13 protein-coding genes are annotated in these 15,910 nt (G+C 57.2%); 5 read left to right on the forward strand and 8 right to left on the reverse strand.

Annotation, left to right across the window (positions count from 1 at the left end; translation table 11 throughout):
• Positions 1–22: 22 nt before the first annotated feature.
• The 5 genes from iolD to BM205_RS14240 all read right to left on the reverse strand — a co-directional run bounded on the left by iolD (position 23) and on the right by BM205_RS14240 (position 7,116).
• On the reverse strand, positions 23–1,897 hold the full coding sequence (gene iolD / locus BM205_RS14220; RefSeq protein ID WP_092415539.1) for a 3D-(3,5/4)-trihydroxycyclohexane-1,2-dione acylhydrolase (decyclizing): 1,875 nt from the start codon (positions 1,895–1,897) through the stop codon (positions 23–25).
• Positions 1,894–3,858 carry a bifunctional 5-dehydro-2-deoxygluconokinase/5-dehydro-2-deoxyphosphogluconate aldolase gene (iolC, locus tag BM205_RS14225; RefSeq protein ID WP_092415540.1) on the reverse strand — a complete coding sequence of 655 codons (1,965 nt, stop codon included), beginning with the start codon at positions 3,856–3,858 and terminating at the stop codon, positions 1,894–1,896. The genes iolD and iolC overlap by 4 nt, the downstream gene beginning before the upstream one ends.
• A 75-nt stretch (positions 3,859–3,933) precedes the next feature.
• Positions 3,934–4,716, reverse strand: coding sequence for an ATP-binding cassette domain-containing protein (locus BM205_RS14230; protein ID WP_092415541.1), 783 nt, complete (start codon positions 4,714–4,716; stop codon positions 3,934–3,936).
• Between the two features lie 2 nt (positions 4,717–4,718).
• Complete coding sequence (locus BM205_RS14235; RefSeq protein WP_092415542.1) at positions 4,719–5,879, reverse strand: ABC transporter permease; 1,161 nt, start codon at positions 5,877–5,879, stop codon at positions 4,719–4,721.
• A 193-nt stretch (positions 5,880–6,072) separates the two neighbouring features.
• The gene (locus BM205_RS14240) at positions 6,073–7,116 is read right to left on the reverse strand and encodes a sugar ABC transporter substrate-binding protein (RefSeq protein ID WP_092415543.1); all 1,044 of its coding nucleotides are present in this window, start codon (positions 7,114–7,116) and stop codon (positions 6,073–6,075) included.
• A gap of 207 nt (positions 7,117–7,323) precedes the next feature.
• Between BM205_RS14240 and BM205_RS14245 the strand changes: the two genes are divergently transcribed.
• Positions 7,324–8,190, forward strand: a complete 867-nt coding sequence (locus BM205_RS14245) for a MurR/RpiR family transcriptional regulator (protein WP_092415544.1) — start codon at positions 7,324–7,326, stop codon at positions 8,188–8,190.
• Positions 8,191–8,252: 62 nt separating this feature from the next.
• Complete coding sequence (locus tag BM205_RS14250) at positions 8,253–8,570, forward strand: hypothetical protein (protein WP_092415545.1); 318 nt, start codon at positions 8,253–8,255, stop codon at positions 8,568–8,570.
• A 58-nt stretch (positions 8,571–8,628) separates the two neighbouring features.
• On the opposite strand, the gene BM205_RS14255 is transcribed toward BM205_RS14250, so the two are convergent.
• From BM205_RS14255 to BM205_RS14265, 3 genes are all read right to left on the reverse strand, one after another.
• Positions 8,629–9,654, reverse strand: coding sequence for a Gfo/Idh/MocA family oxidoreductase (locus BM205_RS14255; RefSeq protein WP_092415546.1), 1,026 nt, complete (start codon positions 9,652–9,654; stop codon positions 8,629–8,631).
• The gene (gene iolG, locus BM205_RS14260; protein ID WP_092415547.1) at positions 9,651–10,643 is read right to left on the reverse strand and encodes an inositol 2-dehydrogenase; all 993 of its coding nucleotides are present in this window, start codon (positions 10,641–10,643) and stop codon (positions 9,651–9,653) included. Before iolG ends, BM205_RS14255 begins: the two co-directional genes overlap by 4 nt.
• A 171-nt stretch (positions 10,644–10,814) precedes the next feature.
• Positions 10,815–12,113, reverse strand: coding sequence for an MFS transporter (locus BM205_RS14265; protein ID WP_092415548.1), 1,299 nt, complete (start codon positions 12,111–12,113; stop codon positions 10,815–10,817).
• A gap of 228 nt (positions 12,114–12,341) precedes the next feature.
• Here BM205_RS14265 and BM205_RS14270 point away from each other — a divergent pair, with 228 nt between their 5' ends.
• Genes BM205_RS14270 through BM205_RS14280 form a run of 3 tightly spaced genes read left to right on the forward strand, consistent with a single transcriptional unit; the run spans position 12,342 to position 15,857 of the window.
• Complete coding sequence (locus BM205_RS14270) at positions 12,342–13,361, forward strand: LacI family DNA-binding transcriptional regulator (protein ID WP_092415549.1); 1,020 nt, start codon at positions 12,342–12,344, stop codon at positions 13,359–13,361.
• Between the two features lie 2 nt (positions 13,362–13,363).
• Positions 13,364–14,851, forward strand: coding sequence for a sugar ABC transporter ATP-binding protein (locus BM205_RS14275; RefSeq protein ID WP_092415550.1), 1,488 nt, complete (start codon positions 13,364–13,366; stop codon positions 14,849–14,851).
• A complete protein-coding gene (locus BM205_RS14280; RefSeq protein WP_092415551.1) occupies positions 14,832–15,857 on the forward strand; it encodes an ABC transporter permease in 1,026 nt (341 codons plus the stop codon). The genes BM205_RS14275 and BM205_RS14280 overlap by 20 nt, the downstream gene beginning before the upstream one ends.
• Positions 15,858–15,910: the final 53 nt, after the last annotated feature.

Below are 15,910 nucleotides of genomic sequence, written 5' to 3' on the forward strand. Positions count from 1 at the left end.
ATTTAACATTCACACTCTTCACTCACACTTTTTGGCTGTGACGGGCTTGTTCGTATTCGGCTCTTGCGGTCTGGACCTGCTGCCGCTGCGACACTTCCGGCACCGCCACTTCCCACCAGCAACCACCCTCTTCCGTGGTACGCGTCGGATCGGTATCGATACATACCAGATAGGTGCGGTCGGCAGCACGCGCCCGTTGCAGCGCCGCTTCCAGCTGAGCGATGGTCTTGACGTTTTCCGCCAGCGCGCCAAGTGATTTTGCATGCGCGGCAAAATCGATGGCTGGCGCGCCATGCTGGCCTTGCAGGCAATCTTCCAGCATGTTGTTGAACGGCGCGCCGCCGCATGCCTGCTGCAGGCGGTTGATGCAACCGTAGCCGCGGTTATCCAGCACCACGATGATCAATTTTTTATCCAGCATGACCGAGGTGGCGATTTCCGAATTCATCATCAGGTAGCTACCGTCGCCCACCATCACGATCACGTCGCGGTCCGGTTGCGCCAACTTGACACCGAGGCCGCCGGCAATTTCGTAGCCCATGCAGGAGTAGCCATATTCGACGTGATAACCGCCGGGGGTGGATGTACGCCATAATTTGTGCAGCTCGGCCGGCAAAGTGCCGGCGGCGCAGACCACGATGTCGTGCACGGTCGAATCGATGCTGGAGCGCTGTACCGCGCCAATCACTTCACCGTCATACGGCAGCGCCGGGGCTTCAATTTCACGCCTGCCGGTAATGCTGTCGACGGTAGCGCGCCAGGAGTTGGCCTGTTCCAGCGCCAGCGCATGCCAGCCCGTGCTGGCGCGCCAATCTTTCAAACCTTGCGACAAAGCTGCCAGGCCTAACCGCGCATCGGACAGCATCGGCGTCGCCTGCCATTTGAGGGCATCCACTGCGTTGACATTGATGCTGAGCAGTTTCGCCTGGCCGAACAGGGAGTGTGAGCCAGTCGTAAAATCTTGCAGCCGCGTGCCAACCGCAATCACCACATCCGCTTTTTGCGCCAAAGCATTCGCTGCCGGCGAACCGGTCACGCCAAGTGCGCCCAACTGCAAGGGATGACGCCACGCCAACGCGCTCTTCCCAGCCTGCGTTTCCGCCACCGGCACCGCATGTTTTTCGGCAAAACAACGCAACGCTTCGGTCGCCTCGCCGTACAGTACGCCGCCGCCGGCAATGATTAAAGGCTGTTTCGCAGTTTTCAATAATTCGAGCGCCGCCTGCAACTCGTCTGCGGCCGGGCCCTGCGCGCGGAATTTCACCGTTTTCGGCGCAAAAAAATCAACCGGATAGTCGTAAGCCATGGTTTGCACGTCTTGCGGCAAGGCCAGCGTCACCGGTCCGCATTGGGCGGCATCGGTTAACACCTGGATCGCCCGCGGTAGCGCTGTCAGCAATTGCTCCGGATAGTAGATGCGGTCGAAATAGCGGGACAAAGGCTTGAACGCATCGTTGGCGGAAACGCCGCCATCCTGGAAATTTTCCAGCTGCTGCAATACCGGATCAGGACGCCGCGAGACAAAGATATCACCCGGCAACAGCAATACCGGCAAGCGGTTCACGTGGGCCAGCGCTGCAGCAGTCAATAAATTGGTAGCGCCTGGCCCGATCGAACTGGTAACCGCCATCATGCGTCGACGCATATGGGTTTTGGCATAGGCGATTGCTGCGTGCGCCATGGCTTGTTCGTTGTGCGCGCGATAAGTCGGCAATTGTTCCCGGTATTGATACAAAGCTTCGCCCAAGCCGGCCACATTGCCGTGACCGAAAATCGAGAACACGCCGCCAAACAAAGGTACCTCGTTACCTGTCTCCGCGGTATCGACACGCAAGGCCGCCAGATAGCGCACCAGCGCTTGCGCCATGGTCAGGCGTATGGTTTTGGCTGCACTCATGCTGCGCGCTCCGCTGTGTTGGGTTGATCTTCACTACGGCTGGCTTGCCAGACCCCGATAAGCTGCTCGAAAGTCGTCCGCACCTGCCGGATCAGCGTAGCATCATCTATCTGCCCCTGCAGCCAACGCCTGGATGGCTCATGGAAAATCGTCCGTCCAACCATGAAACCGCGACAGGTCTTGCTGTGGCGCGAGGCGCGGAAACCGGCCGCAAGTTCTTCCACCGGCGCCGCCAGGCCCAGCAACACGACGCCGCGACAATAAGGATCGCGCTCGGCAATCAGGCGATCGATGGCATTCCACTGCGGCGCCGACATGGACTCCAACTTCCACCACTCTGGATAAATGCCCAGGTTGTACAAGCGCTTGATACCACGCAGCACGGTATCGTCCGCCTTCGGTAAATCCTTGGGCGGGATGATCTCCAGCAGCAATTCGTGGCCGCTGACCTGGACCGCGTCATACAAGCCGCGAATCTGCGCTTCCTGCTCCAGCCGTTTTTCTACCGCATCATCCGGATGAAACTGCACCAGGCACTTGACTACGTGTTCCTTGGGCCAGCTCAGCAGATGAGAACCTATTGAGCGGCCGTAGTCGAATTCCAGCGGATTCGAAAGCGGGAGTTCGACCGCATGACCGACCCACCAGCCACGCCCGGTAGCGGCGTTCAGAGCGTCCTGCCCATACCGGTCGTCAGACAGGATGCCGATCTTGCCTTGCAAGCCCAGCGCCTGTTCGGTCGCCGCAACGGCTTGCACCAGCAACTGCTTGAGCTCCGGCAAGCGCGCTTCGCCGACGCCAGATTCACGTGCCAGCTCAAAGAACTGGTTGCGATGATCAAAGGCAAATACGTTGACTTCATCCCAGTTTTTACGCGGGACGGTGACCCTATGCAAGCGTTGCAAATGTGCATCCTGGTCTGGCCGCTGCATGCGCTCGGCATGCTTTAGAAAATATGCCAGTTCGACCGGCGTCGGCATCGCCGGCGCACATGCGTGGCGCGACACTACCAAAGCGCCGCACGCGTTGGCGTAGCGACAGCAATTTTCATCACTCTCGCCATTCAGCCAGCCTTTCAGGAATCCCGACAGGAAGGCATCGCCCGCGCCCAGCACGTTGAGCACCTCGACTTGCACCCCCTTATAGTTGAATCCGTCATCCAGCGATTCCGGAATCGCGCCGTGGATCACAGTACAGCCCAGCGGGCCACGCTTGACTACCAGCGAAGCCTGGCTGACCGCACGCACCGCCCTCAGGGAAGCGATGATGTCCCGGCCGCCGCCGGCAATCATGAATTCTTCTTCGGTGCCTACCACCAGGTCGAATTTCGGCAAGATCCCTTGCAGATGCGCGGTTACGCCATCGTTGGCGATAAAACGCGTCTCGCCATCACCTTTTTGGGTCAGCCCCCACAGCACCGGCCGGTAGTCGATATCCAGCACCGTGCGGACGTTATTGCGGCGCGCATACTCCAACGCCAGACTGCTGCTGCGATGTACCTGTTGCGTAGAGAAATGGGTGCCGGTAATCAGCAGCGCCTTGCTGGAAGCGATGAAGGTTTCATCGATATCTTCCTCCGCCAGCGCCATGTCGGCGCAGTTATCGCGATAGAAGATCAACGGGAAGGTATCTTTATCCTTCAAGCCCAGCATCACCAGCGCAGTCAGTCGTTCCGGATCGACCTTGATATGGCTGACATCGCAACCTTCCGCTGCCAGGGCAGTCGTCAAAAACTGGCCATTATGTTCGTTGCCAACCCGTGCCAGCATCGCCGATTTCAAGCCTAGCCTGGCGCAACCGAAAGCGATATTGGCGGAAGACCCGCCCAGGTATTTAGCAAAACTGCTGACATCGGACAGCGGCGCGCCGATTTGCTGCGCGTACAGATCCACCGCCAGGCGACCGATACAAACCACGTCGAGCTTGCGACCAGGTGCGAAGGTGTTGTTGGTGCGTTGCATGAGTGCGTCCCTAACTTAATCTTAGATGCTTAATCTTAGATGCTTAAACTGAGATCCATAGATGTAGACTCAGGCCTAGACCTGTATGCCTTCCAGCTGATTCATCAGCGTCTGCATTTCTGCGCCGCCCGCCATCATGTCCAGCACTTCTTCCTTGCTGACATTGTCCTTGGTGAAAGTGCCCATCGATTTGCCGCGATTGAGCAAGGTGAAGGAATCGCCGATCGGATAGGCGTGATGCACATTGTGGGTGATGAAAATTACCGAAATGCCACGCTCGCGCGCTTTGTGGATCAGTTTCAGCACATTGAACGATTGCTTGACGCCTAGTGCCGCAGTCGGCTCATCGAGAATCAGCACCCGGGCGCCGAAGTGAATCGCACGGGCAATCGCCAGGCATTGTTTTTCACCGCCGGACATGGTGCCGATCGCATGATGCGGATCGCGCACCATGATGCCCATTTCCGCCAGTTTTTCGCGCGCTGTCTCGGCGGCATAGTTGATATCCATGACAGTGATGCCGAACACTTTCTTGGTCGGCTCGCGACCCATGAAGAAATTGCGCGCCACCGACAGCAACGGCACCAGCGCCAAATCCTGGTAGACGGTAGCCACACCTACGTCCAGGGCCTCTTTCGGAGAATTGAAAGAGACCGGCTTGCCATCGACCAGGTATTGCCCTTCGGATGGCTTGTGCACGCCGGCCAGCGTCTTGATCAAAGTCGATTTGCCGGCGCCGTTATCGCCCAGCAGGCAATGCACCTCGCCTTTTTTCAAGCGTAAGGTGACATTTTGCAAAGCAATCACCGAACCGAAATACTTGCTGACGTTTTCCAAAGCCAGAATAGTGTCACTCATGATTACCTCGCCTCCGTCACGCGGCGACGGACATAATTGTTGAACAGCACAGCCACCAGCAGCATCACGCCGAGGAACACCCGGAACCAGTCTGAATTGAGATTGGTATAAGTGATGCCGATCTGCACCACGCCAAAGATCAAGGCGCCGAAGCAAGCGCCAATCACTGAACCATAACCGCCAGTCAGCAAGGCGCCACCGATCACCGCAGCGATGATCGCTTCAAATTCCTTTTGCAAGCCACGATCGGCCGCAGCCGAACCGACATCGGCCACCTGCAATACCGCGAACAGGCAAGCACAGAAAGCAGTAAACACAAATAGCGTAATCTTGACCCGTTTCACCGGCACGCCGACGTTCTTGGCGGCATTGGCGTCGCCGCCGACGGCGAAAATCCAGTTACCGAAACGGGTCCGTGCCAGGACGAAACTTGCACCCAGCGCCAACACCAGCCACCAGATAATGACCTTCGGAATTCCGGCAATCAGCGGCTGGCCGTTAGCCATGGTGGCGATCCAGCCGTGGCTGGCCATCCAGTGGAACAGGCCGCTGCCGAGATTGCCGGTGAACAGCCAGTTGCCAAGCCAGTCATGCGCGGCCAGGTCGCCGACGCCGCTGACAATGGTACGGTTGGCGAACATGATCGAGAGTGCCAGCGTCAAACCACGCAAGATGAACATGAACGCCAGTGTGACGATGAACGAAGGCAGCCGGGTCTTGACCACCAGGTAACCGTTGAGCCAGCCCAAAGCCATGGAACCGCCAAACGCAAACAGTACCGCCAGCCAGAACGGCCAGTGAAAATAGACGGTAGGGATCGCCACCATCATGCCGGCAAAGCCGATCATCGAACCCATCGACAAATCGAACTCGCCCGCAATCATCAGCACACACGCACCGATCGAGATCAGGCCCAGGTAGGCCGCCACCTGCATCCAGTTGATTACGCCGTCCAGGTTGAACATGCCGGAATCGCCGGCGGCAAAACCGAAGATAATAAACACCAGGATGGCGCCGGCCAGCGAGGCAAACTCCGGACGTCCCAGGAAACGCTTGAGCGAGCCTTCCTTGCGAACCCGCTCGTCTTTCGGAGCGACGTTCTGCTGCGCTGGGCTATTGCCGTCGGCACCTAGCTTGTCAGCGTGCGCACTGCTTGAATTCATGACTGTATCTCCTGCTGTGTTGACCAGTAACCGGGCTTCAGACCCGGCTTCAGGCTGGCGGCTTGACGGGGCGTGGCGAGATCGTTCGGACGTAACTCAGCCCGGGTGATTCGTTCCCTCTGGATTTCAATTTGGCGGCTGTCCGCAGCGTCGTTGCTACGGACAGCCGTGCAAAGCAAGGCGAGGCGCCAGATCAGCGATATTGGCCTGCGTATTTCACCACTTTGTCTAGATTGTCTTTGGTAATGTAGCCAGGACCGGAGCTGATGTGGCGCGGGCCATAGATCGGCGCCAGGCCATACTCTGCCAGTCGTGCCTGGAACTTCGGATTGGCTTTCAGCTTGGCCTGGATGGCAGCTACATCGGTGATCTTGTCTTGCGTCATGATGGCCAGGACGGCAACCGGGATGTAGCCCTGCAGGTAGGGTTGCTGGTCGATAGCAAACTGTACCGAACCATCCTTGATACCCTTGGCGACTTCTTCAGACAGATCGAAAGTAGCGAACCACATCTTGCCCTTCAGACCCATTTTTTGCAGTGCGCGCAGACTGGGCGAGGCCGAATCCGGACCGAGCGCCAGTACCGCTTGCGTACCCGGGTTGTTCCGCAGATAAGCGCTTACCTTGCTCTCGATGCCGGTAGGATCCTGGCCGGCATCCAGCGTTGATTTTTTGTAATCGACGCCGATGGCATCGGCAAAACCGCGGCAACGCTCGAAAGAAGACGGGTTTGTTGCATAGTGGTTGACGCACAAGAAGGATTTGATGCCTGCCGCCTTGGCTTTTTCGCCGGCGCCATGGCCTGCGTCATATTCCGGCTGGCCGACGTGCATGATGGCGCCGAGCTCTTCACTTTGCTTCTGGGTGCCGGAATTGATGGTCACCAGTGGAATTTTCTTGGCGGTGACGTTCTCCATGGCTTTTTTCAGCACGCTGTAATCGGCAATGCTGGCAATCACGCCGTCGTAGTGACGGGCGGCCGCCTGCTCGATCAGGCGCGACATGTCGGCCAGGTCGCCATTCGGCGGATTACGGTAATCGACGGTGACATTGAAATCTTCACCGGCCTGTTTGATGGCATTCTTGATGGTATTCCACCAGGAGTCCGAATCCGGTGCATGGCTGATCAGAACGAATTTCTCATTTGCTGCATAACTACTGTTCATGGCGCCAAAGCCCATCGCCAGCGCCGTCACCATCAGGACCTTGGCCAGGCCCTTGCATCTGAGTCGTTGCATAGTTATCTCCGTTGTTGTTTTATTCATTACTTGCAGGCTGATCGCCCCGATCCGATAGCGTCATCGGTACTAAACAATAGAACAAGCGCATTCGATATGCAACGTTTTTTTCAATTAAATTTAATTTAGAATTTTATTTTCATGTTTTGGATTGAATCCATAAAATGTCTTTATAATTGCTTCACAATATAAATTAGAAAGAACGTCATGGCAGATACACCGACTGTCGATCAGTTGATGCTGCAAATCGCGGAACAATACGCGACGCTTTCGCGGCAGTTGAAGATCATTGCCACCTACGTAGAACAGCATCGCAGCAGCCTGATGCTGGAAAGAATCAGCGATATCGCCGAGCACTGCCAGGTGCAGCCGTCCGCAATCGTGCGCTTTGCCAAGCAATTCGGCTTCAGCGGCTTCAGCGAGATGCAGGCGGTTTTCCGCGATGCCTATACGGCGCAGGCGATTCCGTCGCAGAACTATCAGCAACGCATCCGCAAGCTGATCGACGCCAAGCCGACGCCGCTCACCGGCGGCTCGATGGCACGCGAATTCATCGCCGCCAGCCGCAGCGGCCTCGATGAATTATTGAACGGCATGGATGACGTACAGTTTGACGCAGCGGTAAAACTGCTGCAGAAGGCTGAGAATATCTATGTCATCGGCGTGCGCCGCTCTTTCCCGATCGCCACCTATATCGTGTATGCCTTGCAACACACGAATAAGCGGGTACACCTGCTGTCCGGCCTGGGTGGCATGATCCGCGAGCAGATCCGCAGCATAGGCAAGAACGACGTGGTGATCGCCATCAGCTTTACGCCCTACGGCAAGGAAACCCAGGCTTGCGTCCGGCTGGCGCATCACCACCAGGCCAGGTCGCTGGTCATCACCGATAGCCAGTTGAGCCCGCTGGCCCGGCATGCATCGGTATTGCTTACGGTGAAAGAAGGTAGCGCCTTCGCCTTCCGTTCGCTTACCAATGCGATGTGCCTGTGTCAGGCACTGTTTATCGCCTTGGCTTATAGGTTAGAGCTTAATGTGGAGGAAAGTGGCGCAATTGAGGGTTATGACGAGTAAATAGCCAGGAAACTGCAATAGAATTCCCCCCATCAAATGCTTTCATGCACTTGGGGTGGAATATGGCGGAACTTAAACAAATGATTGGCAAGCGCGCTCAACTGCGCAACGAAAAATCCAGGCTTGCCTCGGACGGCAGCGACAGCTATCATGTTGACATGAATACAAGAATCGCCGAGCTTGAAGGATTTGCGCTGGATACCCGTGACCGCCTTTCCCGCATAGAGGAAAGGCTGGATGCGTGCGCTACAAAATCCGATGTCAAAGACCTTGAAACCACCATGCACAAGGAATTACATAGTTTGACCTGGAAATTCATCGGTATTGCGGTGGTGCTGGTTTCCATGGTCTATTTCGTAGCAACTCAAGTAAAAGCGTAAGTCCAATCTGCTTTTAGCAGCATAACTCGCAGGTGGTCTCCGGGGTTCATAACGGGTTTCATAACATCACCGGCTGTTTTGAAAGCAGCGATTCGCGCATGGCGATGCCGATGCGCGTCGCCTCGGTAGCATCATCGAGAGTCAACTCCAGTTTGCGCTGCTGGCGTATCGCATCCACGAAAGTACGGACTTCCGTCAGGAAGGCATCCTCGAAACGCTCGAAGAAACTCGGCAGGCATTCGTTGCGAAAACCATGAGCGTCGGCAATTTCCAGGCGATTCTTGCGCGGATTGCTCCCCACAGTCAAACGCCCTGCCGTACCGGTTATTTCAGTCATGGTGTCATGTCCGTGCGGCATGGTGCGCGAGGCGTAAAAGGTGGCTATCCGGCCGTTGTCGAATTCACAGATGGCGACGCCATTATCGACGTCCTGGAACTCTTCTAAATCCTGATGGATGGCCCGGGTGCCGCTGGCGTAGACCCGGACCGGCTGCGGATTGCCGAGCAGCCAGCGCGCCAGATCGATGTCATGCACGCTGCAATCAAGGAATATGCCGCCGCTGGTGGCAGCGAATTTAACGAAAAAACCGTCCGGATCATACTGGTCGCAAGTCTGCGAATACACCATGAACGGCGTGCCGATCGCGCCTTGCCGGATCCTCGTCCAGGCATCCTGGTAGCTGGCGTCGAAGCGACGCACGAAACCAATCATTACTTTCAATTGCGGATGCCGTGCCGCCTCGGCACTGACACGGCGACAATCCTCCAGATCCAGCGATAAGGGCTTTTCGCAAAACACATGTTTGCCGGCTTGCAAAGCCTGGATGATTTGCTGTGGATGCAATGATGTCGGCGTCACCAGGAACACCGCGTCCAGCCCGTCATGCGCCAGCATGGCTGCGTAATCGGCATACAGATGCGGTACCTGAAGCGTGTCGCGGGCCCATTCGAGCTCTGCAGGCAAGGGGCTGCATGCAGCGACCAGTTCTGCGCCGGCAACGCGCGATGCCAGGTTTTCGGCATGATGCCGCCCTAGCCTGCCCAGGCCGACGATGCCGACTTTCAAAGTTGGAGCGTGGCTCATTTTGCCAACTCGATGGTGCGATTTTCACGCCACGATAGCGTCGCCGCCTCGGCCAGTTCCAATGCTTTGACACCGTCTTCTATCGTGGTGCGCACCGCGACCTGGTTGACTACTGCGTCAAAAAAATGGGCGATCTCGCGAGCATAGGCTGCCCGATAGCGCTCCAGGAAGAAATGTTCCGGCTTGTCGGCACTGACGCTCTGTCCAGTCGCGACGGTCACTTCGGTCGGCTTGTGGTTTCCTGCCTGCAGCATGCCTTTGCTACCCAATACTTCAAAGCGCTGATCGTAGCCATAAGCTGCGCGGCGGCTGGTATTGATCTGGCACAGGCGGCCGCGGCGGGTGCGGATAGTGACCGCCGCGCAATCGATATCGCCGGCCTCGGCAATCGCCGGATCGCTCAGGCAGCTACCGGTGGCGGAGATGCTGACGGCTTCGTCTTCCAGTATCCAGCGGAAGATATCGAAGTCATGGATCAGCATGTCCTTGAAAATACCGCCCGAGCTTTTGATATAGGAAACCGGCGGCGCACCGGGATCGCGGCTGGTGACGATGAGCATTTCGGGATCGCCGATTTCCCCTGCGGCCAGGCGCGTCTTGAGGGCATAGAAGGTCGGGTCGAAACGGCGCTGGAAGCCGATCATGCAAGTCACTCCAGCTTTCGCGACGGCGCTGGCGCATGCCTTGGCGCGTTCCAGCGTAAGGTCGACCGGCTTCTCGCAAAAGATCGCCTTGCCTGCTGCCGCTGCCCGCATGATCAGGTCGGCGTGGGTATCTGTGCTGGAGGCAATCAGTACTGCGCCTACGCTCGGATCGGCCAGAATGCGATCGATCTCCGCCACCTGCGCGCCATGCTGGGTCGCCAGCTCTTGCGCGGCCTGGGCATTGATATCGCTGACGTATTTCAGATTGGCGCCTGGTTGCAGCACCAGATTGCCTGCATGGATCTTACCGATACGGCCGGCGCCGAATATTGCCACGTCAATCATGTCTGGTCTCCGTTTATGGACTGGTTTTGCTTTCGCTTTCTGCCATTGTAGGCACGAATCCTAAAAATAGAAACAATTTTTCGTTTATTTTTACAATCGAATATTTTTTGCATGACAGGCAAGCTTGCTTGCTCGCCCGCCATGCACTTATAAACAACTCTTAAACAACTTTTAGCGCAGGCGTAACTTATAACGCGCCGCAAGCGTAGCGATCACGCTCAGCAACGCCCCGCCGATGACATAGAAAGTCACTGCCAGCTTGTTATCGGTAACGGCGATCAGCCAGGTGATCGTCATGCCGGCGAAACCGCCGAAAATCATCACCGCGATGTTGTAGCTCAAGGACATGCCGGTGCCGCGTGTCTGAACCGGAAAGATATCGGACAGCAGTGCCGGCATCGACGCGAAATACATGGTCATCAGCAGTCCGATCACGCCCTGCACCAGCAACAGGTTGATAAAGCTCGGATTGAGCGACAGCCATGAGAACAACGGGTAAGTCAGCAGTACGAACAAAACGCTGCTGCACAACATGAACGGCGTGCGGCCGTATTTGTCGGACAGATGGCCAACCAATGGCGAGAACAGCAGCATGATCACGCCGGCCAGGATGGTGGCGCTGAACGACGCCGTCGAGGTCATGCCCAGTTGCTTGACCGCATAGGTCGGCATATAGACCACCAGATAGACCGATACGGTGGCCATGATGACGCTGCCGGAACCGATCAGCAAACGCATTTTCTGACTGGTCATGATGTCGCGCAATGGCGTGCTGGTGGCGCTGGCTTGGGCAAACTCAGGTGACTCCTCCAGATTCCTGCGGATGTAGTAGCCGGCCGGCCCGATCAGCAAACCAAAGAAAAACGGCAAACGCCAGCCCCAGGATTCCAGCTGATCGGTAGACAGTTGCGACGACAGGAGCGCACCGGCCACCGCAGCCAGCACGATACTCAGGCCCTGGCTAGCAACCTGCCAGCTGGAAAAGAATCCTCGTCGATGCGGCGCATGTTCCACCAGGAATGCGGTCGAACTGCCGAATTCGCCGCCAGCGGAAAAGCCCTGCAGCAAGCGTGCCGCAACGATGCCGGCCGGCGCCCACAGGCCGATTTGGGCGTAGGTCGGCATGATTGCGATCAGCAATGTGCCGATCATCATCAACAGGATCGATAGTGTCAGTGCGGCCTTGCGGCCAACGCGGTCGGAATAGGCGCCGATAACAATCGCACCCAGCGGCCGCATGAAAAACGAGACGCCAAAGGTAGCGAAGGTAATTAGCAGTGAAACGGTCTGGTTCTCGGTCGGGAAAAACAGCTTGGCGATGGTGACTGCCATGGCGCTGTAAAGCAAAACATCGAACCACTCCAACGCATTGCCGATCGACGATGAAATGACAGCGCGCCAGGTTTGCGGGTGCTGGTCAAATGGTGCTGCGGTGCTGGCTGCTTTGCTGCCGATTGCTGTGCTGCTCATAGTTAAATCCCTTTATTTTGGTCTGGCTATTGCGATAGCCGGACGGTTTTTTTTTTGCAACGATTCCTCTTTGCTTCCCCTACGTTATACCTCTCCTCCCCCTTCTTTCGCACCTGATTGCGATGTTGCATCACAACATGAATTCATCTTGCAAAGAGTTTGGCGAGCACGTATAAATTGAATGTAATCGATTACATTTAAATTTGCCAGGCCAACGTTTTCCAACACATGCCATCAAAAAACACGCCCGTCTCGATTGCCGCTGTAGCCATGCACGCAGGTGTATCGGTAGCGACCGTATCGCGCGTGATGAATGACCTGGACGGCGTGCGGCCGGTGACGCGCGATAAGGTATTGGCCTCCGTGACGGCCTTGGGCTATCGCATGAATCACCTGGCGCGCAATCTGCGCACCGCCGCCAGCCGGCTGTTGCTGACCATGGTGCCGGATGTGGGCAATCCGTTTTATTCCGAAATCGTCCGTGGCATCGATAGCGTCGCACGCGAGCACGGTTATTTCGTCATGCTGTGCGATACCGGCGCCGACGAAGGCCGCGAAAGCGCGTATTTCGATCTATTGCGCACGCACCGGGCCGACGGCGCGATCTGTCTCGATCCGGATACGGTGCAACACGCACTAGCCAATGATTTGGCCCATGAGTCCAACGTTTTGCCGTGGGTCGCCTGTTGCGAATTCGATCCCGCCATCGCCGTGCCGTATGTAGGTGTGGACAACTATCGCGCCGCCGGCGACGCCGTGCGCCATTTAATTGAACGTGGCCACACTCGTATCGGATTGATCAATTCGGATCAACGCTACCGCTATGCGCGTGAGCGCCAGCGCGGCTACCTTGACGCCATGCGAGCAGCAGGATTGCCGATTCACCCTGAGTGGCGGCAACTGGTCGAAAGCCTGGACTACGATGCCGGCAAACGCGCAGCGTTGCAAATGATGGCGCAGCCGGAAGCACCTAGCGCCATATTCGCGGTCTCGGACACACTTGCCATCGGTGCACTGAGCGCGATGCGACAACTGAACAAGCGCGTGCCCGAAGAGGTTGCCGTCGTCGGTTTCGACGATATCGCGATTGCAGCGCAAACCTGGCCGCCGCTAAGCACCATCGCCCAGCCCATGCGGCTGCTGGGGGAAACCGCAGCGCAACTGTTGCTGCAACGCCTTGCAGATCCCGAGGCCACGGTGCAAGGCGTACTGCTAGATCATCATCTGGTCCAGAGGGAGAGTAGCTAACCATGACCGCCGCAGTATGCTTCGTGAATATTCGCAAGGATTTTGGCGCGGTACGTGTGCTGCATGGCGTCAGCTTCGATCTGGAGCTGGGCCGGGTGTACGGTTTGCTGGGCGAAAACGGCGCCGGCAAATCTACCTTGATGAAGATTTTGGCAGGCTACGAAAACATTACCGAAGGCGAATTGATCATTGATGGCCAGAGCCGTCATTTCACCGGTTCGCGCCAGGCAGAGGCTTGCGGGATTGTCCTGATCCACCAGGAATTCAATCTGGCCGAACATCTGACGATAGCGCAAAACATTTTCCTGGGCCACGAAAAGCGTAAAGGCTGGCTGCTGGACGATGCCGCCATGCGCGACGAAGCGGCGACCTGCCTGGCCCAGGTGGGGCTGGACATCAGTCCGGACACCAAGGTCAGCAACCTGATTGTTGCGGAAAAACAGCTGGTTGAAATTGCCAAAGCCTTGTCGCGCAAGGCACGTTTGCTGATCATGGACGAGCCCAGCGCGACCCTGACATCGACCGAAACGCAAAGACTGTTTGCATTGATGGCGCAGCTCAAGGAGCAAGGTGTCACCATCATATATATCTCGCACAAGCTGGATGAAATCGAAAGCCATACGGATGAAGTCATCATCATGCGCGATGGCCGTTTCATCACCCGCGAGCCAACCGCCAGCCTGGATCGCCACCAGATGGCGAACCTGATGGTGGGACGCGATGTATCGGACATGTTCCCGGCCAAGGCGCTACCACCGGCAGATGCTCCGGTACTGCTGAAGGTGGAGCATCTGGCGGTGCCGGGCTGGATTCCCGACCTCGGTTTTGAGGTGCGCGCCGGCGAAATCCTCGGCTTTGCCGGACTGGTCGGGGCCGGACGTACCGAAGCCATGGAAGCATTGATCGGCTTGCGCCCTCGCAGCGGCGGCCGTATTGCCATTGATGGCAAGGAAGTCGACCTGCGCACGCCACGGCAAGCCATGCAGCACGGCTTGACCTACCTGAGTGAAGACCGCAAGGGCAAGGGCCTGCACGTCGATCTAGGTTTGCGCGAAAACCTTACCATCATGACGCTGGAGCGCTACTGCCATCCGTGGCTGGATCTGACATCTGAAAAGAAGGCGCTCACCCGTGCAATCCAGGACTTCAACATCCGCACCGGTAATCCAGAAGTAAAGGCGCGCATGCTCTCCGGCGGCAACCAGCAAAAGCTGGCGCTGGCCAAATACCTGCATGCCGATCCGCGCGTGGTGATTCTGGATGAGCCGACCCGCGGCGTCGATGTCGGCGCCAAGCGCGATATTTATTTCCTGACCCAGCGCCTGGCTGCCGAAGGCCGCGCCGTGATCGTCATTTCATCCGAACTGATCGAACTGATCGGTCTCTGCCATCGCGTCGCGGTCATGCGCGCGGGCGTTTTGCAAACCACGCTAGCCAGCGACCAGCTGACCGAAGAGGAGTTGATTTCCCATGCTACCGGCACCCGTTGATTCCGGCGCATCCGCCCGGTTCATGCAAAACCTAACGCAATACCTCAATCACCTCAAGGGCCTGGGCCCGGTGATCGGGCTGATCGGCTTGTGTGTCGCAGGCACCCTGCTCAATCGCGATTTCGCCACCATCGACAACCTGATGAACGTACTGACCCGCACCGCGTTCATCGGCATCATTGCGGTCGGTATGACTTTTGTCATCATTTCAGGCGGAATCGACCTGTCTGTCGGCTCCATGGCTGCGTTGATCGCCGGCAGCATGATTTATCTGATGAATATGCTGATGGGTGGCATCGGCGGGGTTGCGCCGGGACCGTTAACCATCGTCGTGATCGGCATCGCGATGGCGCTGCTGCTCGGCCTGGCATTTGGTTACCTGCACGGCTTGCTGATTACCAAGGGCAAGATCGAAGCCTTTATCGTCACGCTGGGCACCTTGGGCATCTTTCGCTCGGTGCTGACTTATCTGGCCGATGGCGGCGCGCTGACGCTGGACAACCAGCTGTCCGATTTGTACAGCCCGGTCTACTACACCAACCTGCTGGGCATTCCGATCCCGATCTGGGTGTTCCTGGCGGTGGCGCTGGGTGGCGCGTTGATCTTGAACCGCACGGCATTCGGGCGCCACGTGCAAGCTATCGGTTCTAACGAACAAGTGGCCCGTTACGCCGCCATCCGGGTCGATTTCGTCAAGACCTGCACTTACATGCTGCTGGGCGTATGCGTCGGCATCGCAACCGTGTTGTATGTACCCCGCCTGGGCTCCGCTTCGCCTACCACCGGTTTGCTGTGGGAGCTGGAAGCGATTGCAGCCGTGGTGGTAGGCGGCACTGCGCTCAAGGGTGGTTCCGGGCGCATCGTCGGCACCGTGGTGGGCGCCATCTTGTTATCCGTGATCAGCAATATTCTTAACCTGACCAGCATCATCAGCGTGTACCTGAATGCAGCAGTACAAGGCGTCGTCATCATCGCTGTCGCGTATTTCCAGCGCGGCCGACATTAATTGTGTTCTAAAAACCTGTCGGCCACGCAATGTCAAAGTCGTTTGTGGATTTC

The sequence above is a fragment of the Collimonas sp. OK307 genome (assembly GCF_900113705.1).
Lineage (GTDB): Bacteria > Pseudomonadota > Gammaproteobacteria > Burkholderiales > Burkholderiaceae_D > Collimonas.

Excerpts from the sequence above, each read along its gene's own strand:
- BM205_RS14240 (WP_092415543.1), bottom strand. The coding sequence starts at position 7,116 with ATGCAACGACTCAGATGCAAGGGCCTGGCCAAGGTCCTGATGGTGACG.
- BM205_RS14250 (WP_092415545.1), top strand. The coding sequence starts at position 8,253 with ATGGCGGAACTTAAACAAATGATTGGCAAGCGCGCTCAACTGCGCAAC.
- BM205_RS14255 (WP_092415546.1), bottom strand. The coding sequence starts at position 9,654 with ATGAGCCACGCTCCAACTTTGAAAGTCGGCATCGTCGGCCTGGGCAGG.
- BM205_RS14280 (WP_092415551.1), top strand. The coding sequence starts at position 14,832 with ATGCTACCGGCACCCGTTGATTCCGGCGCATCCGCCCGGTTCATGCAA.
- BM205_RS14245 (WP_092415544.1), top strand. The coding sequence starts at position 7,324 with ATGGCAGATACACCGACTGTCGATCAGTTGATGCTGCAAATCGCGGAA.
- iolG (WP_092415547.1), bottom strand. The coding sequence starts at position 10,643 with ATGATTGACGTGGCAATATTCGGCGCCGGCCGTATCGGTAAGATCCAT.
- BM205_RS14230 (WP_092415541.1), bottom strand. The coding sequence starts at position 4,716 with ATGAGTGACACTATTCTGGCTTTGGAAAACGTCAGCAAGTATTTCGGT.
- BM205_RS14235 (WP_092415542.1), bottom strand. The coding sequence starts at position 5,879 with ATGAATTCAAGCAGTGCGCACGCTGACAAGCTAGGTGCCGACGGCAAT.
- BM205_RS14275 (WP_092415550.1), top strand. The coding sequence starts at position 13,364 with ATGACCGCCGCAGTATGCTTCGTGAATATTCGCAAGGATTTTGGCGCG.
- iolC (WP_092415540.1), bottom strand. The coding sequence starts at position 3,858 with ATGCAACGCACCAACAACACCTTCGCACCTGGTCGCAAGCTCGACGTG.
- BM205_RS14270 (WP_092415549.1), top strand. The coding sequence starts at position 12,342 with ATGCCATCAAAAAACACGCCCGTCTCGATTGCCGCTGTAGCCATGCAC.
- iolD (WP_092415539.1), bottom strand. The coding sequence starts at position 1,897 with ATGAGTGCAGCCAAAACCATACGCCTGACCATGGCGCAAGCGCTGGTG.
- BM205_RS14265 (WP_092415548.1), bottom strand. The coding sequence starts at position 12,113 with ATGAGCAGCACAGCAATCGGCAGCAAAGCAGCCAGCACCGCAGCACCA.